Below are 22,568 nucleotides of genomic sequence, written 5' to 3'. Positions count from 1 at the left end.
GCTCCTTTACGCGACGATTTGTTTCAATTGCTCCATCGTGATCCGATCCACGAATTTGCTAAACTTCTCTTTTCCTTTTGCTTGTTGCTTGTAGAAATCAATAAGCGTAGATACAACAGGAACAAGTCGTTCCTCGGTTATGCCGGAGACAAGCAGCCGTCCCGTCGCAGCTTTGATGCCTTTAGGTTCTCCTCCAACGTAAATATCGAACGTATCCCTCATTTTGACGACAGCGATATCTTTCAGCAGCGGCTCACTTGTGCCCAGCGCACAGCCTGCGTAGCCAATCTTCAGCGGCGTGGGCGTCGCGATGCCAGCGATCGCCCGATTCAAGATGCGAGCCGTCTCCAGACCGGCTTCTTCCGCGCCTTTGCAGAAGTTGCAGGCGATCAGGCTCTTGGTCGCAAACCCGGCTGGATACACTTCCAAGCCCGCACGCTCCAGTTCTTCCTGGATGGCTTCTCGCTTATCAAGAGGCACTTCCACGTAAAGCTGCTTGAAGGAGGTCATTTCAATTTTGGCGTCCGAACCGGCAACCGTACCGATCTTGGCAAGTTGATCCGGCGTAAATAGGCTTCCCCCGACTTGAATCGCAGGCGATACCGCCAGTTTCGTCTTTTCTCCCATGGTCATTCTCCCTTTGATCTTCCGTTATTTCACATTGACGACGAACGGTACGGTGAACACCTCGCCATTGTGCTGAAATTGTCCCCAAATTTTGAACGTGCCGCTTTGCGGAAAAGAAGTCGCGAATTTCGCATCCGGCCCGGTTGCTTTCTCATCGATCGGATGAACATGAAGATACTGATTCGCGTCTTCCGAAAGAATCACGACATGGCCGACCGCGCCCAAATAAGGCTGCAGATTATTGATCCCCTTCTTCGTCTTCGCGTCGCGAATGTTGAAGGTCAACGTCACGTCTTCTTTCGGTTTGGCGGCGCTCATAGAGAGCTCAATTTCCTTGCCATCGACTTCTTTCACAAGATTTGCGTCAGCTGCAATCGCGGCATGCTTGCCTTCTTTGCCTTCCACCTTTACCCACTCGCTGAGCGTTGTATTGGCCCCGTCAGTCGGAATAAAATCCGCAAACACCTTGTACTCGCCGCCCGCCGGGAACGACGTATTCACCGTAAAAGTGCCGCCTCCCTTAAACTCCGGGTGAATGTGGTTAAAGAACGACAAATCGTGATTGACGATAATGAGATGAAGCAGCTTCTCGTGATTGACATCATATTTATTGACTGGTTTCCCGCCCTTATCCTTCACTTGAATGGTCAATTCCGTTTCTTCATTTGCTTTTGCGACGCCTGCGGGGAAGGCAAATGATGCTTGAAGATTCTCCGCCATAGGATTCGCATTTGCACCATGGCCGCCGTGGCCGCCTCCGTGATCCATCTCTTCCGCCTCCTTCTCGCCTGCGGGCTTTTCGGCGTTCTCTTGCCCACTGCTTTCCCCATGACCGGCATGGTTATTTCCGCCTGCGGGTTTCTTGTCCCCTGCATTGCCGCATGCGGCCAATACGCTTAACGCAAGCACCGTCGCAGCGACAAGGATGATTTTCTTCTTCATGCTTTATATCAACTCCACTTCATTACAAGTTCGATGCAGAGCGCACTTTTACACGCTGTAGCCGCAAAGCGTTAAGGACGACGGACACCGAACTGAGCGCCATCGCCGCGCCCGCAACCCAAGGGGCCAGCAGTCCAATCGCGGCAATCGGAATGCCGAGGGTGTTGTAGCCGAGCGCCCAGAAGAGGTTTTGGCGGATGTTACTCATCGTCTTCCGGCTCATGTAGATCGCATCCGGAATGCTCGTCAGATCGCCGCGCATCAGGGTGACGTCGGCGGCCTCCATGGCCACGTCCGTACCGGTACCGATCGCCATGCCGATATCTGCCATCGCCAGCGCGGGGGCGTCATTGATACCGTCGCCGACCATCGCCACTTTCTTGCCCTGCGCTTGCAGCTTCTTCACTTCTTCCGCTTTGCCTTCCGGAAGCACTTCGGCGCGAACATGATCGATGCCGACTTGCCCCGCAATCGCCCGTGCGGTACGTTCGTTGTCACCGGTGATCATGATCACCTCTATGCCCATTTCTTTCAGCCGCGTTACAGCCTCTTTCGACGTTTCTTTAATCGTATCGGCCACCGCGACGAGACCCGCATACGCTCCGTCAACCGCGATCAGCATCGCCGTTTTCCCATCTTCTTCAAGCTGCGTCATCCGATCAAGCGCCTGTTCCACCGAAACGTCATATTTCGCCATCAGCTTGCGCGTACCGGCCAGAACCTCCTTGCCTTCGACGACAGCACGGATACCAAACCCTGGTATCGCCTCGAACTGTTCCGTTGTCGGCAGCTCAATGCCTTTAGCCCGGATTCCGGCAACGATCGCTTCCGCAAGCGGATGCTCGGAATCCTTCTCGGCAGCGCCAACCAAGCGAAGAAAAGCATGTTCATCCATATGAGCGGCGGCAACATCCGTAAGTTCCGGTTTCCCCTTCGTTACAGTGCCGGTTTTGTCGAGAATGATCGCATTGATTTTGTGCGTGGATTCCAGATGCTCGCCGCCTTTGAACAGCACGCCAAGCTCCGCGGCGCGGCCGGAGCCCGCCATAATCGATGTCGGTGTAGCGAGCCCCAGCGCGCAAGGGCAGGCGATGACCAGGATCGCAATCCCTTTCTCCAGCGCATTTGCGAAATCGCCGGGTGTCACCCAAAAGTACCAAACCAGAAATGCGGCAACCGCAATCCCTACGACGATCGGCACGAAGATTCCGGAAATGACATCCGCTACCCGTTGAATCGGCGCTTTCGAGCCTTGCGCTTCTTCCACGACCTTAATGATTTGGGCAAGCGCGGTTTCCTTGCCGACTTTGGTCGCTTTCAATCTCAATCTGCCGTTTTTGTTGACGGTAGCACCGATCACGCTGTCTCCGGCTTTTTTCTCGACCGGGATGCTTTCGCCGGTTAGCATCGATTCATCGACCGACGAACTTCCTTCCAGCACTTCCCCATCCACCGGAATCTTCTCCCCCGGTTTTACCACTACGATATCGCCGACAAGTACGTCTTCGACCGGAATCGTCATTTCCTGCCCGTCCCGAACAACGAGAGCCGTTTTCGCCTGAAGGCCCATCAGCGTCTTGATCGCTTCGGATGTACGGCCTTTAGCCAGCGATTCGAACAGCTTCCCGAGAATAACGAGAGTGATCAGGACCGCGCTCGTTTCGTAGTACATCGATGGACCGTGATGCGCCATGCTGCCCATTGAGGCCCATTCAATGGTTAAGTATAAGCTGTAGAAATACGCAGCCGACGTTCCGAGCGAGACGAGTACGTCCATATTGGCACTCTTATTCCGCAACGCTTTGAACGCGCCCACATAGAACTGTTTGCCAATGTAAAATTGAACTGGTGTAGCGAGCGCCAATTGAAACCACGGATTCATGAAGAGTTCCGGCATCCAGATCCAGGATAAGAACGAAAAGTGGCTGACCATGGACCAGAGCAACGGCAACGAAAGAACGGCGGAGATCAGCAGTTTGCGCTTTTGCTCTGAAATGGCTTTCTCGCGATGCTCCGAAGGATTGGCTTCGTCTTGCTTCGGTATTGCTTTATAGCCTAGCTTTTCTACGCGTTGCTGCATATCGGCGATAGATACATCGGCCGCGTTGTATTCGACCCGTGCGGTTTCCATCGCGAAGTTAACGGAAGCGTTCGTGACGCCGGGCAATTTGCCAAGGCCTTTCTCGATCTTATTCGCGCAAGCCGCGCAGGTCATGCCTTCCAGTTTGAAATCGACGACTTCTTTTACCGTGCCGTAGCCGAGTTTTTTGATGGTTTCTTCCAACCGCTGGACATCCACCTTCGCCGGGTCATACGTTACGCTCGCCTTTTCCAAAGCGAAGTTTACGTTCGCGCTTGCCACGCCTTCGAGTTTGCCAAGACCCTTCTCGATCTTATTCGCACAGGCGGCACACGTCATGCCTGTGAGCTGCAAGGTCGTTTGACTATTTTGATTGGTTGCGATTGCTGTTGCCATTGGTGTTCGCTCCTTATCTCGTCTAAGGTTGATTAAACGACGTCGTATCCTTGCTCCTCAATCGTTTCTTTAATGGCCTCGATGGAAACCCGGTTCTCCTCGTATGAGACATCCACCGTACCACTTGCCAGGTTCACTTTACCGGCTGCTCCGATTTCTTTTAGCGCGCCTTCAATGGAGATTACGCAATGCTGGCAGCTCATACCTTCGACTTGCAACGTTTGATTTGTCATGTTCATTCTCTCCTTATCGGATTAATTTGTTCATGCTCTCTAGCATTCCGTCTACGATCGCTTCTTCATTCAGCTGGGTCTTGCTCTTCATGTACGATTTCAATCGATGAAGCAAAACCAGCTTCCCTACCCCATGAAGGGCATTGTGAACGGCTGCTATTTGATGAAGCACTTGATCGCAATTGTCGTTTCGTTCCACTTGCCGCTGTACGCCCCGAACCTGACCTTCAATTCGATTCAGTCGGAGTGCAATAGCCAATTTCTCTTTCGCGTTTAAGTAGCTCTCTGTTTGAGGCGATGCCTTGGATTCCTTCGTGGTCATTTCCAACGATCTCCTTATTTGTAGTATACCCCTCTACCGTATATTAAGTCAACGACTTTTTACAATACCCCTGTACCCTATGTTGAGGGGGATATAAAAAGCAGCATCGCTGCTGCTTTGAAGCGGTCTGACTTTTATTTCATTAGTTTATTGATGGTCGTCATCAGCTCCGTTAATACCTCCGTATCCCCTTCTTGAATCCGTTCGATGACACAACTTTTCATATGATATTCAAGCAGCAGCTTCCCGACACCGTTCAAAGAAGCTTGCACCGAAGCGATCTGATTCAACACATCGTCACAATAAATATCTTTCTCAATCATTCCTTTAATGCCGCGAACCTGTCCCTCGATTCGATTCAATCGGTTGAGCAGACCACTCTTGGCTTTATCGGAATGATGGCTCTTGCGCTCACCTTCTCCATGAGAGCAGCAGTCCGGATCTTGCTCGATCGGTTGTTCCACGAATATCGTTTCTTCGCTCATCGGAATCCCTCCTTTCTTCTCATTATAGCATACCCCTCACCCCTATACAAAGAAAATTCATCGTGTTAAATCAATGGGCTCCAGTCAAATACGATGATTTGGCTTTGGAGCCCGATTCATCGATTACATGGCTGCCGTGTTGCTTGCTTCACCCTGCTTAGGCGAACGGATAAACAGAAACGCTAGAACTGCACCTGCAAAAGCAACGATACCGGACCACAAAAACGCTTGTTGAAAGCCTTCGTTTAGCGCGGCGACCGGGTCAACACCGGTTTGGGAAGCAGTTGTTGAGCCCGCAATCGCAACCATGATGGCCAGACTGATAGCTGATCCAATCTGGTAGCTCGTATTGGCGAGACCCGATGCAAGCCCTGCTTCTTCGGGTTTCGCCCCCGACATGGCGGACATCGTAGCCGGAATATAGGCAAGCGACATACCAAGCGCACCGAGCAAGGATGCCGGAAGCACGTTGGCGATGAAGTTCCCATCAACCCGCGTATTGCCAGCGAACAGAAGCATCGAACCTCCGAGTGCAATCAATCCAATGACCAGGTTTGCTTTTATCCCGAATTTTCCGATTAATTTACCGGTAATCAAAATCATGAAGACAGCAATTAGGATCGTCATCGGCAGCAAGCCGACTCCGCCAGCGAAAGCAGAAAACTTTAGCACCTGCTGCATATAGAGATTGAGGAAATACCACAGCGGAATCCAACCACCGGCCAGCATAATGAGCGCGATATTGCCTGCAGCCAGATTGGGCGCTTTAAAAATCTTCAGTGGAACAAGCGGCTCTTTTTTAGTTGCCTGAACGATCAGGAACAGGATAAACAATACGACTCCTGAAATAAGCGTCCACAACGTGGACGGCGCTCCCCATCCATTGTGTTCTGCGGTAACAATGCCATACACCACCAACACCAAGGCCGCTGTGACGAAGATGGAGCCAATGACGTCAATACTGCCTTTTCTACGCATTCCCTTGGCCAAAAGTCCAGGGGATAGAAGCAACGCTATAATACCAACGGGTACGTTGATGAGAAAGGTCCATTGCCAGCTGAGCCACTCGGTAATGACCCCACCGAGAAATACGCCAGCCGACCCGCCGGCAGCGGCCGATGCGCCCCAGAAGCCTATTGCTTTCCCTAGCTCTTTGGGGTTGCCGCCGAAGAGCATCATGACAATCGTTAACGCGGATGGGGCAATTAATGCGGAACCGAATCCTTGCAGGGCGCGGCCAACATTAAGCGCTTCCTCGTTCCAAGCCAATCCTGCCAACAAGGAAGCTAACGTGAGAATAGAGAACCCCCACATGAATATGCGACGCTGACCAAAAAGATCGGACAATCGACCACCGAGCAACAATAACCCGCCAAAGAAAATGACATACGCGTTGAAAACCCACTGCAAACTTGCCTGCGTATAGCCAAGCGCTTCTTTGATGGCGGGCAGTGCAACGCCGATAATGGATGTGTCCATAATCACCATAAAATTGGCAAGGCATAGTAAGGCTAGCGCCATCCAGCGCTTGGGATCTGCTTGCGGTAAAGCCTGAGCTTGATTTTTCATAATTTTCTTCCTCCTCCTTATTCGACCGATCATTCAAAATTTTCATGTTGATGTGATAATAGTATAGCCCCCTACCCTATTTGTCAAGAAAGATTTGTCATATTCTCCTCTGTTGCTGAAGAATTGAAAACTGAACCGGAAAATGCTCGTTACAACGCTGTTTATTGGCAGCCAGTCGTTTTATGGATTTACCTTCAACCGTACGGAAATTGAAAAAACTTTCCATATCCACGTCATAATGCGAAAAGGCAGCCCCACTGTTGAAGTGGAGCGGGCGACTTGGTCCTTCTCCTGCTTTTCCATGAACTCCTTCTCGTTCTTCAAAAGTTCTACATATGCTTCAACTATGATTGACTTATGGGAAGTTCAGTTACAGAAAGGAATGAATAAGCAATGAAGCTAGGTTGGAGGCTCAAAAGTATAATAGCAATCGGAGCTTTATCTGTTATATTGGCCGGTTGTTCAGGTTCGATCGGTGGAATGAGTGGAATGGATCATTCGAAAATGAACATGGAGGGAACCAAGGAAACTTCGGAAACGCCAAATACTCAAACGGAAAAGTCCGTTGTGTTAACGGGAAAAGAATTTAATTTGACTGCCGCCCCGAGCAATCAGGAAATAGCCTCTGGAAAAACGTTGCCGGTTTGGACGTTCAACAATTCCGTTCCTGGACCGCAAATTCGGGTTAAACAAGGAGATACGATAAAGGTCAATCTTAAAAATCAGTTGCCCGAGCCAGTCACAATTCACTGGCACGGCGTTCCTGTACCGAACGCCATGGATGGCATTCCAGGCGTAACGCAAAACGCCGTTCAACCAGGTCAGTCGTTTACGTACGAGTTTAAAGCAGATGTCCCTGGCACCTACTGGTACCACTCGCATCAGGATAGTGTAAATCAGTTGGATCGCGGATTGTATGGGGCATTCATCGTTGAACCGAAAGAAGGTACCGACGTTAACCGTGATTATACACTTGTCCTCGATGAATGGATGAGCTCCGGGGAAATGTCCGGCATGAATATGTCCGGAGGCAACATGTCGGAAATGGACCATAGCAAAATGAATATGGGTAGTTCGGATGGAAAAGACAATAAATCCAGCATGAACATGTCTGGCAATATGTCCGGCATGGATCACAGTACGATGAATATGGGGAACGAAAACAAAGCGTCGACCAAGACCGATAATAGTTCCATGAATATGGGACACGATATGAGCATGTACGATCTGTATACCATAAATGGAAAATCCGGTTCGCTGGTAGATCAGCTCCCTGTTAAGGAAGGAGATAAAGTTCGAATCCGTTTGATCAATGCGGGCTATCTGTCTCATCAAATTCATTTGCACGGACATGAATTCAAAGTTATTGCTACCGACGGACAACCTATAAACAATCCAGGTATCCTGAAAGATAATGTCGTAAGTATTGCTCCAGGAGAGCGCTACGATATTGAATTTGTCGCAAGTAATCCGGGCCAATGGTTGATCGAGGACCACGGCGACAAAGCTGCTGTTAAAGGGATGAAAGCCACGATTGCTTATGAAGGAGCTCCCGCCGGTTCCGACAAAGCGAATGAAGCAGAGAAGCTGACGGCTGTCGACATGAGCCGTTACGGCCAAGCAGGCAAAGCCAACTTTACGTTAGATCAGAAGTATACGTTGGAATACTCGATGAATTTAAATACCGAAATGAAAAACGGCGAAATGGTCTACACCATAAACGGAAAAACGTTTCCGGAAACCGAACCGATAAACGTCAAAAAAGGAGATACCGTCAAGGTTCGCCTTGTCAATAACTCGAAAACTGACGACCATCCGATGCACCTGCACGGTCACTTCTTTCAAGTGCTAAGCAAGAACGGGAACCCGCTTGAAGGATCTCCAATCATAAAGGATACGTTGAATTTGAAGCCGGGCGAAGAATACGTTGTCGCATTCGAAGCAGATAATGAAGGCAACTGGATGTTCCACTGTCATGATCTGCATCATGCTTCTGCCGGCATGGTAACGGAGCTGAAATATACAGACTATAAGACAAATTTTGTTGCAGACCCGAATGCAGGGAATAAACCGGAATAATGACCAGGGGATGGCTTCAAGCCATCCCCTGATTCCCATTCTCTGCATCGTCTTTTGAAGCAACGGGCGATTGCTTGTTCCGTTCATTTGCTCCCTCATACTCCCTGACTCGCCGGTAAAACGTCGGTTTTTTCATACCAATTCTTCGCATTGCCTCGGTTGCCGTGATTTGCCCTGCTTTCCATTCCCGGTATGTCCGGATAAACTTATCGTCAATTTCCTGCCTTGGCCTCCCGAACGTTACGCCATCCGCTCGGGCAACTTCGATCCCTTCCGCCTGCCGCTGCCGGTTCTTTTTCCGTTCCTGCTCGGCCACATATGCCAGCAGGCTTAAAAACTGGTCCTCCATGACTTTGCCGAAATCACCCATTTGTTTGAACTTTCGGGAATCGAACAACGTTTCGTTATCCAGACATACGATGTCTGCGCCGATCTCCCGCGTAATGGCTTTCCATTCGGCAATTATGCCGTCGTAATCTCGGCCCAGCCGATCCAGCGCATCCAGGTAAACCAGGTCGCCCTCTCTAATCATCAGACGCATTGCCTGATAGCGCGGCCGCTCAAAATCCTTGCCGCTCTGCTTGTCAACAAATATGTATCTTTCATCAACGCCCAGCTCCCGGAACTTGACGAGCTGCCGTTCCGGATTTTGGTCTTTTGCCGATACCCGTCCATAAGCCAGCTTCAAGTACCCCACTCTCCCCTTATTGCGTCTCAAAATGTAGTTGTTTGAAACGAAACGGTTTCTAAAGTGATTTTAATACATTTTGATACGTATAAACAGAGCAAAAAAATATGTATCAAAAAGCATACTATTCGAGACATAATAAAACGACTCCCAGCAGGAGTCGGCTATCATCTAAATTTCTGAAAACACCTAATGACCGCTAAGGACTTGAAAAAAGGGAATCAATGACTTTGGTCTCCTATGTTCCCTGGACGAAGCAGTTTTGCGTGATACTAGCAAGCTTTCGGCTTATACTTCGGGTGACACACGTTCCAGTACGAGCTAAGAGTAAGAAAATATGCTAAGGCGGTCTAATCCGAAGGCTTAGCGTATATTTTCGTTAAAATGTTGGCGGGACCCCACAAAGCAAAAGCTTACGACATACCAACCATGCTTTTTGCATCCAGATAGGTGCAATCACCCTGCTTACTACACCAGCTTACGTAATATCCAACGTCACTTTCGTCCTTTATCCCCTATCATCTTCAGCCTAAATCCCCGATTAACAAAGCAATGTAAGCTGTTTATCATAGTGCTTGGGATCTGGAATATCAAAGGTCCATGCTCGAATTTCGATTCAATGTCGTACATTCCTAAAACAGCCGTAATTAATTCAGGATCTCCTTCATCAAAACCATCCTTTAGGACGTACAATCTATATTGAAAGCCATTTTATTCTCATTCAAGCATTCAAGGTCTGTCAAACCATCAAGTCCGCCCTTGAGGTTATCCTCAATAAATCGGTGTAGTTTTAACCAGTTTATTTTCATAGACACACAACCTATATTCAATTAGGATCGTTATTATCGTCCAAATGTTTTTCAAACTTTGAGCCAAACCGATATATTCCATAAATCAAGATTCCTATCAATCCGCTTTCCAGCGCCTGAACATATTCACTAACGAGAAATAGACCGGTCCCAAACCCTAAGAATATAACGCTAAATATTTTGAGCAATGCTCCTTCATTTTGGTTTAACCATCTTATCATGCCTGGCACCTCACTTACGTTTGGTCTACCCTCAGTTATAACAAGCATAAAATAAATATAAGAGGTGTGCCACTTATTAAGTAAACACACCTTCATGACCGATCTGAGTTGTCTTTATTTTAACAAATTGTTGAATTCTTCTTCATCAATTATTTTAACGCCTAATTCCTCTGCCTTTGTTAACTTACTTCCTGCTTCTTCTCCCGCAAGGACAAATGACGTTTTCTTGGAAACACTACCCGATACTTTGCCACCATGCATTTGTATTAATCGGGTAGCCTCGTCTCTCTTTAGATTCGGAAGCGTTCCGGTAATAACAAATGTTTTCCCCGTAAATCTGTCGTCTTTGCTTATTTCTGATACTTTTGATTGGGTATTCACACCTGCATTTTTCAGTTTTTCAATTAATTCATGCGTACTGTTAAGACTAAAGAAACTCAAAACGCTAGTTGCAACTGTATCACCAAAATCCGGTAACATAATTAATTGATCGTAGGTAGCGTTACTAATTTCGTCTATGTCTGCAAAACTAGAAGTCAACGCTCTTGCCGTTTGCTTTCCTACATTCTTTATTCCAAACCCTGTAATTAGCTGGACCAAATCATTTTCTTTTGATTTATCAATCGCATTCAGCAGGTTATCAACCGACTTCTCCCGTCCAACTATTCCTTTCTTAATTAGCTCATCACGATATTCTTTAAGGTGATAAATATCTGCTATATTTTTGATATATCCTTCAGTCATAAGAGACTCGACTGAGCTTGGCCCAAACCCTTCTATATCCATCGCATCTTTAGAAGCAAAATAGGTAATTCCCCTGATCCATTGGGCTAGACATTCGTTTCCACCACAACGAATATCCGCTCCGTTTTCATCTCTAACAGTCGGAGAATTACAGATAGGGCACATTTGAGGTATTGTGTACTTAACGGCATTGCTCGGTCTTTTCTCAGGAATGCTTCTAACAACTTCAGGAATTATGTCACCTGCCTTTTGTATCACAACAGTATCACCTATTTGTATATCCTTAGAATCAATAAAATCTTGATTGTGTAAAGTCGCTTTAGAAACTTCAGTGCCTGCTAATATAACTGGCTCTAAAAGAGCTAAGGGCGTTAATCTACCCGTACGACCTACTTGTACTTTAATGTCTTTAATGACCGTTTCCTTTTGCTCTGGTGGATATTTAAAGGCAACAGCCCACCTCGGAACTTTACTTGTCGTTCCTAATACTCTTCTGTCGCTCAGATCATCAACTTTTATAACAGCTCCATCGATACCAAAGGATAAACTTGATCTTTTCTCCCCTATATCCGAAACATACTTCCAAATTTCTTCTGCTGTTGTACAAACTTTATAATCAGGGATTGTTTTAAATCCTTGATCTTCTAACCACTTCAACGTTTCACTATGGGAAGTGAAGTCTTTACCTTCTGATATTTCAAGGTTAAACACGAATATATCCAGGTTACGATCTCTAACCACTCTTGAATCTAACTGCCTTAAAGTACCTGCTGCTAAGTTCCTTGGTGTTTTATATTTTTTTCCGTTTGCATCTTTTTGTTTCTGTATTACTTTTTCAAAGGTTTCATTGGACATATAAACTTCCCCACGAACCTCCAAATAAGGTAATTCAGTTAGAATCTCTTTAGGAATTGACTTTATCTCTAAAAGATTTTCGTAAACTGATTCTCCGACCTCACCATCCCCCCTCGTAATTCCTTCCGTTAATTTACCATTGTGATACCTTAACATAACGGTCAAACCATCAATTTTCAGCTCAACTACAAATTTAGGGTTTGAAACTTGTGAGCTTACTTTATTTACAAAATTGTATATTTCTTCTTTTGTAAATACATCTTGTAGACTTATTACTGGTACATCGTGTCTTACTTTCCTCAGCTCACGTTTAACTGTCCCCCCTACTTTTTGAGTAGGGGAATCCACACTCATAAATTCCGGATGTTGTTCTTCAAGAGTTATTAACTCCTTATAAAGCTGGTCATATTCGTAATCAGTTATTTCTGGTTGATTATCATCATATTTTTTATCGTGGTATCTTACCTGTATTCTTAAATTCTCAATCTGTTCTCTCACATTCATAACAATCACACCCCCACTTTCTTAAACAAAAGTCATCGTAGAAAAGGTATTTATTTCGTTTATTTCGTTTAAACCCACTTTGTATTAAACAAAAGTCTCAACCACCATTGTTAACTACATTATCTAAACAATAACTCGGTTCAAAACTTTTGTTTATTAAAATATACTTATTGCCCGTACGGCCGACATTCCAGGACACCGACTCCAGCACCGTCGTACTCTCTTCCGCCTCGAACTTGAACGCCACCGACCAGCGCGGGAATTTGTCCGTGTAGCCGAGAGCCGCCCGGGTGCGCATATCCGTCACTTTGACGACCGCTCCGTCAATGAGGAAATCGAGATCCGGACGCATGACGGAAATCCGGTGCAGCTCCGCGATGACCTCCTCGATGTCGTCGAAGTAAGTGATATACGGGTTGACCTTGAAGCGGTTGTCCCTCAGGAACTGAATCAGCTCGGCATGGTCGCGGAACTCGAGCTCGTCGGAATAACCGATATTATAGAAGAAAGCGCTCAGCCGGCGTTCGGCCGTTACCTTCGGATTGAGGTTGCGCAAAGCGCCTGCGGCGCCGTTGCGCGCGTTCTTGAGCGGTTCGGCTGCGGTCTTGTTGTAATTCTCCAACACGGAAAGGAACATCAGCCCTTCGCCCTGGACTTCGATGAGCCCGTCCTTGTACGGAATCGTCAGAGGGACCGACCGGATCGTCTTCACCTGGGCCATGATGCTCTCGCCGACCGTGCCGTTGCCCCGCGTCGCCGCCTGGACGAGCTCTCCGCCGTCATAGGTCAGGTTGAGAGTCAGTCCGTCGAACTTGAGCTCGACGACATAAGAAGGATCCGGCAACGGCTCCTCGTCGGGGTTTTTGGCATTGTAATCGGCGATGCCGCGGGCGAGGCGCTGCTGCCAGGCGCGCACGGCATCCTCGTCCTTGGCCTTGTCCAAGCTCCATAGCCGGGCACGATGCCGATGGGGCTCGAACCCCTTGAGCGTCTCCCCGCCGACGCGGAGGGAGGGAGACTCCGGCAGCACGACGCCGCTCTCGCTCTCCAGACGGACCAGCTCATCATATAAGAGGTCGTATTCCTTGTCGCTGATCGTCGGGTTGTCGAGCGTGTAATAGTTGTAATTATGCACGGCGAGCTCTCCGGCGAGCTCCCGCATCCGCTCCACGGCTTGCGGATCTGCTCCAGCCGCAAGCTCCTGCTGCTGCTCCATGCGGTTATCCAAGCGGAATCCCCGTCCTTTTCGTCCGAATAATGGCTTTCGTTTCTATTGTACGCGTTTCGTTATGTATGCAACCCTGCCCGGAGGCCGGCGAGCCGGCTTCCGGGCAGGAAGGAATGCCTTGAATAGGCAGGAGACAGGGAAATCATAAACGTCGATTCGCATGAAAGCAAAAATGTTCATAGGAGCGTGGCTCTAATGGGCGGACGCAATAATGGACCCTGCCACTTGCCGTTGGGAAGGACATCTCGTCGGCAAGCACGAGAAGAAGCTTCCGCTTTTCCTTCCTAACGGTTGGTCAGCCCGACACCTTCTCGATCGGGGCGAAGCTGGCGAGCAGCTTCTTGAGCCCGACCGGAGCCGGGAACGCGATCTGGATCTCCGTGTCGTTGCCGGTGCCCTTCACCGACACGATCACACCGGTGCCCCATTTCTTGTGGGCCACCTTGTCTCCGGCGGCGAAGCTGCGCGCCGCATCGCCCGCGGCCGCGGGAGCGCCCGGCGTGCTGACGCGCACGCCGCTGCCGCCCGCGGCGGCCGCTCCGGCCCCGGCATAGCCGGCCGGACGGCCATAGCGCGAAGCGCCGGGGGCGGAGCCCGGCGCCGGAGCGCCTGCGGCGCCGCCAGCGCCGCGGTAGCCGAAGCCTCCGGCGCCGGAGGCGGCGGAGCCGCCGTACCGGCCGCCGCCGATCGTGCGGCCGCCCGGCGAAGCCAGCTCCTTCACGCCGTCCGGGATTTCCTTGAGGAAGCGTGAAGGAGGATTGCTGCTCGTGCGCCCGAACAGGGTGCGCATCCGGGCACAGGTCATGTACAGCTGCTGCTCGGCGCGTGTGATGCCGACATAGGCGAGGCGCCGCTCCTCCTCGAGCTCCTCGTTGTCGGTGAAGGCCCGGCTGTGCGGGAAGACGCCTTCCTCGCAGCCGATGATGAATACGACCGGGAACTCAAGGCCTTTGGCGCTGTGCATCGTCATCAGGATGACCGCATCGTCCGGGGTCTCGTCCTTGTCCATGGAGTCGATGTCGGCGATGAGCGCGAGATCGGTCAGGAACGAGACGAGCGATTTGTCGTCGTTGCGCTTCTCGAATTCCATCGTCACGGACAGGAACTCCTCGATGTTCTCGACGCGGGCTTTGGACTCCAGCGTGTTCTCGCGATGCAGCTCCAGCCGGTATTCCGACAGCTCCAGCACCTTCTCGGTCAGCTCGGTCACGGACAGATAGTCGCGCATGCCGGTGAGATTGTCGATCATCGTGCGGAAGTCCTGCAGCAGCGTGCGCGTGCGCCCGTTGACCTCGACGCCGGACAAGTCGCCGAGCACCTGGAAGATCGAGGAGCCGCGGCGCGCCGCCTCCTCGGCCAGCTTGGCGATCGTCGTGTCGCCGATGCCCCGCTTGGGAACGTTGATGATGCGGGTCAGGCTGATGTCGTCGTCCGGATTGGACACAAGGCGCAAATACCCGAGCACGTCCTTGATCTCCTTGCGGTCGTAGAACTTGATTCCCCCGACGATCTGGTACGGGATATCCGACTTGATCAGAATTTCCTCGATGACCCGGGACTGGGCGTTCGTCCGGTACAGGATGGCGTGGTCCGCATAATTGCGGCCGCCATTGCGCCCCGTGCGGATCTCGCCTGTAATATAGTAGCCTTCGTCATGCTCCGAGTCGGCCTGGTACATCGTGATGGCTTCGCCGGCGCCGCGCTCGGTCCACAAGCGCTTGTCCTTGCGGCCGGTGTTCTGGCCGATGACCGCATTGGCCGCGTTCAGGATATTGGAGCTCGAACGGTAGTTCTGCTCCAGCAGGATCGTCCTAGCCTCCGGATAGTCTTCCTCGAAGTTCAGGATGTTCGTGATGTCCGCTCCCCGCCACCGGTAGATCGACTGGTCGCTGTCGCCGACGACGCAGATGTTGTGGTGCTTGTCAGCCAGCATGCGGCAGAGCATGTACTGGGCGCGGTTCGTATCCTGATACTCGTCCACATGGATGTAGCGGAACTTGTTCTGGTAGAAATCCAGCACCTCCGGCACATCCGTGAACAGCTTGATCGTCGACATGATGAGATCGTCGAAGTCGAGCGAGTTGTTGCTGCGCAGCCGCTTCTGGTACATCTTGTACACATCCGAAGCGACCTTCTGGAAATAGTCGCTGCCCGCCTTCGTCTCGAAGCGGACCGGATCGATCAGCTCGTTCTTCGCGCTGCTGATGACGGCCTGCACCGCCTTCGGCTCGAACTTCTTGGTGTCGATGTTGAGATCCTTCATGCAGCCGCGGATGACCGACAGCTGGTCGCCGGAGTCCAGGATCGAGAAGTTCGACGTGAAGCCGATCCGATCGATGTCCTTGCGCAGGATCCGCACGCACATGGAGTGGAAGGTCGATACCCATATATCGCTGCCGCCGGCTCCGACGAGCTTGGACACGCGGTCCCTCATCTCGCGGGCAGCCTTGTTCGTAAAGGTGATGGCCAGAATGCTCCAGGGAGCCACGCGCCGCTTCTCGATCAGCCAAGCGATCCGGTGCGTCAGCACCCTCGTCTTGCCCGAGCCCGCGCCGGCCATGATCAGCAGCGGCCCGTCGGTCGCCTGAACGGCCTCGCGCTGGGGAGGATTCAGCTTCCCGACCGCGGCTTCGATTCCGATGTCGTTCATCATATATGCATTCGTTCTCCTTTGCTCGGCGCCAGCCTCGGAACGAATACCGCGCCTTCGCGGATCCGCCTGCTGTTCGCCTTTGTTCGCCTGTATCCAGTCTAGGGCAACCGGGCCGGAAGTGTCAATGAAGGAACCGGTCCGTACAGGAGGTAATTTTCCTCATCTCCGCCGCTTGCCCGCGCATGCTGGAATCGGCGCCAGGCTGCGACTCGCCGTCTCCGCGCGAGTCGCAGCCGCATACGTCCTCCGCTTCAGGCGCAAGGCCGAGCTGCTGCAGGCATAAGGCGGAGAAGCTGCATCTGTGGCTGCAGGCGGATTGCGGAGAAGCTGCATGTGCTGCAGCGGGATGGGAGCATTCCGCCGCATCCGCCCTCCTGTCATGCACCATTGCATCTATGGCTCAAGGCGAGTTTCCTTGACCGCCCGCACCGTAGCGAGCCCGTCCTCGAAACGATCGTACAGAACATTGCCGACTACGACAGTGGGAGCCGTCCGCGCCGCAAGAGCCGCCCGCTCCGGACCGTCGATGCCCCCGCCGTAGAACAGCCTGGCCTGCCGCAGCGACCGCTTCACCCTGCGCACCAGATCCATGTCACCGAATCGGCCGCTGTATTCCAAATAGACGATCGGCAGCCGCATCAGCCGGTCGGCGAGCTGGGCGTAGGCGACGGCTCCGTCCTCGTCCAGATCCGTCCTTGCCCCCGTCACGCGGGCCGCCTCGGCAGCCTCGTTCAGAATGATATACCCTTCGCCAAGCGTCCTCTCCCAAGGAATGAGCGGCCCCCACTCCTCCAAAGCCCTGGCCTGGCGTCCGGTAATCCAATCCCCGTCAGGCGTATTCAGCGCGATCGGAATCAAGTAGAAGTCGAAGCCGGGCACCGCGAGCTCGAGGCTCGACACTTCAAGAACAGCTGGAATTCCCGAGCCCTCCAAGGCGTGCAGGAGAGACTCCGTGTTCTCGTAGGTGAGGCCGCTGGAGCCGCCGACCAGTATCGCATCCGTACCGGAGGACAGGACCAGATCCATTTCCTTGTGGCCCAGCTTCTTGTCGGGATCCAGCTTGAATGCGTGCCTCCAATGGTCAAATGCTTGCGCCATGATTTCCGTCTCCCATTCGTCTTGTCGCTTCCAAGCCTGCCGTTCTAGTCTAGTGAAGGGCCGGCTTCGTTGTCAATTCGGGCGGATGCCGGCGCAGCGCGGCCTCCCGGCTCCTATGATTCCGCTCCTCCGCAGTTCTCCCTCTCCGTTCTCTTTTGCTTTCCGCCCTTGCATTTCGCCTTTGGAAATCCGCCTTGCACTCCGCCTTTTGCATTCCGCCCTTGCACTCCGCATCCACCCTGTTCCTTGCACCGAACTAAAGAGCTTCCTCCCGGGCCGCTGCGCTGCGACAGGGAAAGGCCTCCTTTGTTTCAAGGCGGGAAGCATGTTGGTAATGAAGCGTACCAAGAGGACGAGGCAATTCCACTTCCGAAGGAGGAAACGATCATGAGCAAGGCAGACGTCAATCATATGGAAACGGAAACCGGTGCGATCAAGGAGGAGCAGCGCGCGAGACAGGAGCTGGAGCGGACGGAGACGCATCCGTCCGGCGGGCATCGCGACGGCCACGAGCCGCAGGGCATCGTGGAAGCCGACGGCACGATCCACCCTTCTGCGGTGAAGGGAACGGACGGGCCGGTCCAGCAGGATGAGCCGCCGGATGATGAGGAAGGCGACAGACGACGCTTGCCGAGCGACTTGGACCGCTCGTCCGCCAACGAGCCTCGCATGCCTTATTTCATATCGATAACCTCGAAGACGATCGAGCATGAGCGCTCCGGCACCGACCAGCTCGAGATCAACGCGACGCAGGAGGAGCTGGAGAAGCTCAAGATCCTGCTGGACGAAATGGAGACGACCGACGACGTCAGCTCCCTCGTGGCGGCCATTCCGTACAAGTCCAACGACCGGAGCCCGACCCAGAAGCGCTTTCAAAGCCATGTGAACGACTTGTATATGACGATCCACGAGCTTGGCACGGCTGAGACGCGGGCATTCATTGAAGACACGAACCTGTTCCGCGAGCTGAACAACACGGACTTCGATCTGCCCGGCTATGATAAGGAACCGAAAATCTGAACTAGGACCGGAATCAAAAAAAGGCTGCATGCCGTCCCTCCAGGACGAGCATGCAGCCTTCGCTCTTTTTCATTGGGAGCGATTATTTGAACACCGAGTAAAGCTCTTCAAGCGCCGCGTCCGCATCCACTTCGAGAGCGAACGATACCGGGCGCCCCACGCTCGGGAAGACGCGGCGGTCGGTGACGACCATGCCGTCGGTCAGCCGGTCGCCGCAGGCGATGGACGCATGGAGCGTCGAGCAGGTGACCATTTCGGGGAATACGGCCGCGATGACGGCCAGCGGATCATGAAGCGGGCAAGCGTTGTCCAGCTTGTTCACCTGCTGGTAGAAGTCGAAGTAGATCGCGAACGAATCCTTCAGGAAATCGACCAGCGGCGCGTTTTCAGGAAGGCAGGTTTTGCCCAGTTCGTCCAAGGCATCGCGGGTAAGGAGCGTCTGCAGCGTCACATCGAGCCCGATGACCGTCAGCGGCAGCCCGGCTTCCATGAGCACCGCCGCCGATTCCGGGTCTCCCCAGAAATTGGCCTCGGCTACCGGCGTCACGTTGCCCGGCACGAGCACGTTGCCGCCCATGACGACGACGCTGCGGAACTTGGAGGCGATCGACGGATCGCGGCGCAGCGCAAGCGCCAGGTTCGTCATCCGTCCCATCAGCACGAGTGTCACCTCTCCCGGACGCTCGTTCGCGATGCGGACGAGATAATCCGCAGCGGCTTCGCCGAGCGGCAGCTGGTCCGAAGGAGGCAGCACCGCGCCGCCGATTCCGTTCTCTCCGTGCACATGGGAGGTCGAGCCCTGGAACTCGCGCTCCAGCGGCTTCGAGGCGCCCTTGACGACATGCACGCGGTCGCGCGCGCCGGCGAGCTGGATCAGGCGCAGCGTATTGTCCGTCGCCTGCTCGACGTCGATATTGCCGAACACCGTGCATACAGCCTCCAGCCGGATGGCCGGCGATTTCACGGCGTACAGGATCGCCAACGCATCGTCGATCCCCGTATCGGCGTCAATAATCATGGAAACAGGCTCGCGCCCTTCAAACTTGCTGACATTCATCCTTCATAACCCTCTCTGTATGCAAAATGAATCCCCAACGCCTCTCGGGAACCCGGTGGCGTTGGGGCGAAAAGCCTGGATATTTCGTGGGAGAAGGCCGCCCCCTGAGGGACGGCTGCCCCTGTCAGACCGGACTTTAAGGACGGTTGCCCCTGAAGCCTTTAGTCCTGGCGGCTGTTGTCTCTGTGCCGGAACGCTGCCGCCCCGGGCTGTCGAGGCTTTACTTCACCAGCTGGCCGCGAGTGACGCCGAGCTGGTTGGTCGCCTTCAGGCTGCGCCATACCTGGGTGCCGCTGATGCGGCCGTTGATGGCGTCGCGGTACAGGGCGAGAACCTCGGCGACCTTCTCGGCCGGCTCCTCGAGGAATTCGACCCGGTAAGCGCGTACGCCGAGCTCCAGGAAGTTGCGCAGGTATTCCGCACCCGACTGCTCGATCGCATTGTACACCGTGTTGCGGCAGCCCTCGTCGACGCGGACGGGGTGGGACATGCCGATGCGGTCCTGCAGGGAAATATTGTGCTCCTCGCAAGGACGGCCGCAGTTCGTGAAGTCGGTGCCTTCGCTGAGGAACGTGCAGTAGACGCAGTGCTCGGTATGGAACATCGGCAGATGCTGGTGGATGACCACCTCAAGCGCCGAAGTATCGCGGGTGTTGCCGAGCAGGTCGACCATCTGCTGGATATTGAGGTCGTAGGATGGCGTCAGCATGTCGCAGCCCGCTTCGCGGAACAGCTCCACCGCCTTATGGTTGGCGATGTTGAGCGAGAAGTCCCCGATCAGCTTGGGGAAGGGCTCGCCCGGCCGCTCCATGCGTGCCCGCAAGTAATAATACAGCGCGCCGGTATTGCGGACAAGAACCGCATCCGGCTTCAGGCGCAGAATATTGGCGTGATAGCCGTTCTCGTTCGGCATATGGATGCGCGGCGTCGCCAGCGCGATCGGCTTGCCTGCCGCGCGAGCGGCTTCGATGGCGGCCGGGAACTGCTTGATGAACTCGAAGTCGGCATAGATCATCTCCACGTCCGTGGCGCAGGCAGCCTTCACCTGATCCAGCGTGCGGCATAGAGCAGTCAGGCGCGCGGCGCCGGGGCCTGCCGCGACGGCGGCGTCCTTGGCGCGCTGCTCCTCGGTGCGGGCGTCCGCGAAGATATCCGCCTCGCGCTTGACGTAGACGGGCGGCTTCGGCCGCTCGCCCGCGAGCTGCTCCACCGCTTCGCGCCGCATCCGGTTCAGCTCGCGCACGGGAATGATCAGCTCGCCTTCCAGCTTCGCTTCCAGCTCCTCGAGCTGATACAGCGTGCCGCCGAGCCGGCCGAACTGGTCTTCAAGCAGCGCCTGGTCCATCGGCCGCTTGAGCGCCTTCTCCAGCGGCATTTCGCTGACCGCCTCGACTGTCGTTCCTTTCTGCACATCGGTCCACCAGGTGCGCAGCGGCTGGCCTTCCGTTCCCTCGACCCGAAGCGCCAGCGGGAATACCCGGTACGGCTTCTCCGTTTCATATGTCGCGCGCAGACGGCGGTCCAGAGCCGGATCGTTCGTTTTCCAGACGCGGTCTCCGACCTTCACGCGCTGCAGATTGACGTCGTTGCGGCCCGGCACGATATCGAGCACGGTGCCTTCCATCGCCTCTCCCTCGATCTTCACGCCTTGGCGGCGGATGTCATAGACGCGTCCGCCCTCTTCCTTCTGCGTCGGATCTCCGGCGTCGAACACGATGCCGTCGCCCCGCTTGAGCGGCGCTTCCAGCCGGCAGACGACGCCGTCGCGCAGGATGCGCTCGACGCGGCCGAGATAGACGCCCCGGCTTTTCGGGAACGTGCCCTCGACCAGCTGCTTGTTGTTCGTCCCCTTGAGGAAGCCGTGCGTGAAGCCGCGCGAGAAGCTCTGCTGCAGCTCGCGTACTTCTTCCTTGGACGGGCCGGAACGGTCGCCGTCGAAGTAAGCGTCGATGGCGCTGCGGTATTTGGACACGACGTTGGCCACGTACTCGGGGCTTTTCAGGCGCCCTTCGATTTTAAAGGAAGTGACGCCCGCTTCGATCAGCTCCGGCACGATGTCGATCGCGGCCAGATCCTTGGGGGACAGCAGATAGGCGATATCGCCCATCGGCTTCTGCTCGCCGTCCACCATCAGATCGTAGGGAAGGCGGCATGCTTGCGCGCATTCGCCGCGGTTGGCGGAGCGGCCTCCCCACATTTCCGAGGTGAGGCATTGTCCGGAATAGCTGACGCACAGCGCGCCATGGACGAATACCTCCATCGGCAGCTTGGCCTTCTCGCCGATCGTCTTGATCTGCTTGAGGTTGTTCTCCCGTCCGAGCACGACGCGCTCGATGTCGAACGGCTTGGTGAATTCCACCGCCTCCGGGGAGGTGATGGTCATCTGGGTGGAGCCGTGGATCGGGAAGTCCGGCGAGATTTCGCGGATCATTTTCACAAGCCCCAAATCCTGCACGATGACCGCGTCCACGCCTGCGTCCACGCAGGCTTCGATCAGCGCTTTCGCGTCGCGCAGCTCATCCTCGAATACGAGAATGTTGAACGTCAGAAATCCCTTTACCCCGTAGCTGTGCAGAAATGCCATGATCTCCGCCAGCTCGTCCATCCGGAAGTTGTTGGCGCGTGCCCGCGCGTTGAACTTCTCGACGCCGAAGAAAACGGCGTCCGCACCGTTCGCGACCGCCGCCCTCATGCACTCCCAATCGCCGGCCGGGGCCAGCAGCTCGATGTCTTGCCTTTGTATGGTTAAGGTCATTGCCTCGATATGCCTCCGTATCTATCTTCTCAACTAAAGTGTGGCCCTATGACACGGCCTCCATACTGCTAGTGTAGCAGAGTAAGGCCGGTTGCACCAAGCATTCCGGGGAAAAAGCGCGCTGGCAACTTCAGCCGCAGCCCCAGCGGCGGCGGAATTCCTCCAACGTCCGGGCAGAGCCCGGCGGATAAAAAGAAGAAGGC

15 protein-coding genes and 1 pseudogene are annotated in these 22,568 nt (G+C 53.6%); 2 read left to right on the top strand and 14 right to left on the bottom strand.

The window, feature by feature from the left end; genetic code table 11:
* Positions 1 to 6 precede the first annotated feature (6 nt).
* From CIC07_RS02875 to CIC07_RS02845, 7 genes are all read right to left on the bottom strand, one after another.
* On the bottom strand, positions 7 to 627 hold the full coding sequence (locus CIC07_RS02875) for an NAD(P)/FAD-dependent oxidoreductase (RefSeq protein WP_094248324.1): 621 nt from the start codon (positions 625 to 627) through the stop codon (positions 7 to 9).
* A 24-nt stretch (positions 628 to 651) separates the two neighbouring features.
* A complete protein-coding gene (locus tag CIC07_RS02870; protein WP_076360099.1) occupies positions 652 to 1,569 on the bottom strand; it encodes a DUF8832 domain-containing protein in 918 nt (305 codons plus the stop codon).
* Between the two features lie 22 nt (positions 1,570 to 1,591).
* Positions 1,592 to 4,045, bottom strand: a complete 2,454-nt coding sequence (locus tag CIC07_RS02865) for a heavy metal translocating P-type ATPase (protein ID WP_076360097.1) — start codon at positions 4,043 to 4,045, stop codon at positions 1,592 to 1,594.
* A gap of 32 nt (positions 4,046 to 4,077) precedes the next feature.
* Positions 4,078 to 4,278, bottom strand: a complete 201-nt coding sequence (locus CIC07_RS02860; RefSeq protein ID WP_076360095.1) for a copper ion binding protein — start codon at positions 4,276 to 4,278, stop codon at positions 4,078 to 4,080.
* A 13-nt stretch (positions 4,279 to 4,291) separates the two neighbouring features.
* Positions 4,292 to 4,600, bottom strand: coding sequence for a metal-sensing transcriptional repressor (locus CIC07_RS02855; protein ID WP_076360093.1), 309 nt, complete (start codon positions 4,598 to 4,600; stop codon positions 4,292 to 4,294).
* A 134-nt stretch (positions 4,601 to 4,734) separates the two neighbouring features.
* On the bottom strand, positions 4,735 to 5,085 hold the full coding sequence (locus tag CIC07_RS02850; protein WP_076360091.1) for a metal-sensitive transcriptional regulator: 351 nt from the start codon (positions 5,083 to 5,085) through the stop codon (positions 4,735 to 4,737).
* Between the two features lie 123 nt (positions 5,086 to 5,208).
* Entirely contained in the window at positions 5,209 to 6,654 is a 1,446-nt protein-coding gene (locus tag CIC07_RS02845) for an MFS transporter (protein WP_076360089.1), read from the bottom strand.
* 393 nt (positions 6,655 to 7,047) lie between these two features.
* On the opposite strand from CIC07_RS02845, the gene CIC07_RS02840 reads away from it, so the two are divergent.
* Complete coding sequence (locus tag CIC07_RS02840; RefSeq protein ID WP_076360085.1) at positions 7,048 to 8,733, top strand: multicopper oxidase family protein; 1,686 nt, start codon at positions 7,048 to 7,050, stop codon at positions 8,731 to 8,733.
* Positions 8,734 to 8,749: 16 nt separating this feature from the next.
* On the opposite strand, the gene CIC07_RS02835 is transcribed toward CIC07_RS02840, so the two are convergent.
* From CIC07_RS02835 to CIC07_RS02815, 5 genes and pseudogenes are all read right to left on the bottom strand, one after another.
* Complete coding sequence (locus tag CIC07_RS02835; RefSeq protein WP_076360083.1) at positions 8,750 to 9,421, bottom strand: recombinase family protein; 672 nt, start codon at positions 9,419 to 9,421, stop codon at positions 8,750 to 8,752.
* Positions 9,422 to 10,565: 1,144 nt separating this feature from the next.
* The gene (ligA, locus tag CIC07_RS02830) at positions 10,566 to 12,554 is read right to left on the bottom strand and encodes an NAD-dependent DNA ligase LigA (protein ID WP_076360081.1); all 1,989 of its coding nucleotides are present in this window, start codon (positions 12,552 to 12,554) and stop codon (positions 10,566 to 10,568) included.
* Positions 12,555 to 12,726: 172 nt separating this feature from the next.
* Positions 12,727 to 13,716: pseudogene (locus CIC07_RS02825) on the bottom strand (NAD-dependent DNA ligase LigA); the annotation flags it as partial.
* A 361-nt stretch (positions 13,717 to 14,077) separates the two neighbouring features.
* On the bottom strand, positions 14,078 to 16,435 hold the full coding sequence (gene pcrA / locus CIC07_RS02820) for a DNA helicase PcrA (protein WP_076360079.1): 2,358 nt from the start codon (positions 16,433 to 16,435) through the stop codon (positions 14,078 to 14,080).
* A gap of 393 nt (positions 16,436 to 16,828) precedes the next feature.
* The gene (locus CIC07_RS02815; RefSeq protein WP_076360075.1) at positions 16,829 to 17,533 is read right to left on the bottom strand and encodes a geranylgeranylglyceryl/heptaprenylglyceryl phosphate synthase; all 705 of its coding nucleotides are present in this window, start codon (positions 17,531 to 17,533) and stop codon (positions 16,829 to 16,831) included.
* 387 nt (positions 17,534 to 17,920) lie between these two features.
* Between CIC07_RS02815 and CIC07_RS02810 the strand changes: the two genes are divergently transcribed.
* Complete coding sequence (locus tag CIC07_RS02810; RefSeq protein ID WP_076360073.1) at positions 17,921 to 18,553, top strand: hypothetical protein; 633 nt, start codon at positions 17,921 to 17,923, stop codon at positions 18,551 to 18,553.
* Positions 18,554 to 18,635: 82 nt separating this feature from the next.
* On the opposite strand, the gene CIC07_RS02805 is transcribed toward CIC07_RS02810, so the two are convergent.
* Together CIC07_RS02805 and CIC07_RS02800 are read right to left on the bottom strand one after the other, a co-directional pair.
* Positions 18,636 to 19,610, bottom strand: a complete 975-nt coding sequence (locus tag CIC07_RS02805) for a nucleoside hydrolase (protein ID WP_076360071.1) — start codon at positions 19,608 to 19,610, stop codon at positions 18,636 to 18,638.
* A 220-nt stretch (positions 19,611 to 19,830) separates the two neighbouring features.
* On the bottom strand, positions 19,831 to 22,365 hold the full coding sequence (locus tag CIC07_RS02800) for a U32 family peptidase (protein WP_076360068.1): 2,535 nt from the start codon (positions 22,363 to 22,365) through the stop codon (positions 19,831 to 19,833).
* Between the last annotated feature and the right edge of the window lie 203 nt (positions 22,366 to 22,568).

The organism is Paenibacillus sp. RUD330, assembly GCF_002243345.2.
Taxonomy (GTDB): Bacteria; Bacillota; Bacilli; order Paenibacillales; family Paenibacillaceae; genus Paenibacillus_O.
Note: the sequence above shows the minus strand (reverse complement) of the source record. Positions and strands in the feature narration are given on the sequence as shown.

Bases quoted from the DNA above. Each gene is read 5' to 3' on its own strand.
- CIC07_RS02875 (WP_094248324.1), bottom strand. From the start codon at position 627: ATGGGAGAAAAGACGAAACTGGCGGTATCGCCTGCGATTCAAGTCGGG.
- CIC07_RS02870 (WP_076360099.1), bottom strand. From the start codon at position 1,569: ATGAAGAAGAAAATCATCCTTGTCGCTGCGACGGTGCTTGCGTTAAGC.
- CIC07_RS02865 (WP_076360097.1), bottom strand. From the start codon at position 4,045: ATGGCAACAGCAATCGCAACCAATCAAAATAGTCAAACGACCTTGCAG.
- CIC07_RS02860 (WP_076360095.1), bottom strand. From the start codon at position 4,278: ATGACAAATCAAACGTTGCAAGTCGAAGGTATGAGCTGCCAGCATTGC.
- CIC07_RS02855 (WP_076360093.1), bottom strand. From the start codon at position 4,600: ATGACCACGAAGGAATCCAAGGCATCGCCTCAAACAGAGAGCTACTTA.
- CIC07_RS02850 (WP_076360091.1), bottom strand. From the start codon at position 5,085: ATGAGCGAAGAAACGATATTCGTGGAACAACCGATCGAGCAAGATCCG.
- CIC07_RS02845 (WP_076360089.1), bottom strand. From the start codon at position 6,654: ATGAAAAATCAAGCTCAGGCTTTACCGCAAGCAGATCCCAAGCGCTGG.
- CIC07_RS02840 (WP_076360085.1), top strand. From the start codon at position 7,048: ATGAAGCTAGGTTGGAGGCTCAAAAGTATAATAGCAATCGGAGCTTTA.
- ligA (WP_076360081.1), bottom strand. From the start codon at position 12,554: ATGAATGTGAGAGAACAGATTGAGAATTTAAGAATACAGGTAAGATAC.
- pcrA (WP_076360079.1), bottom strand. From the start codon at position 16,435: ATGATGAACGACATCGGAATCGAAGCCGCGGTCGGGAAGCTGAATCCT.
- CIC07_RS02815 (WP_076360075.1), bottom strand. From the start codon at position 17,533: ATGGCGCAAGCATTTGACCATTGGAGGCACGCATTCAAGCTGGATCCC.
- CIC07_RS02810 (WP_076360073.1), top strand. From the start codon at position 17,921: ATGAGCAAGGCAGACGTCAATCATATGGAAACGGAAACCGGTGCGATC.
- CIC07_RS02805 (WP_076360071.1), bottom strand. From the start codon at position 19,610: ATGAATGTCAGCAAGTTTGAAGGGCGCGAGCCTGTTTCCATGATTATT.
- CIC07_RS02800 (WP_076360068.1), bottom strand. From the start codon at position 22,365: ATGACCTTAACCATACAAAGGCAAGACATCGAGCTGCTGGCCCCGGCC.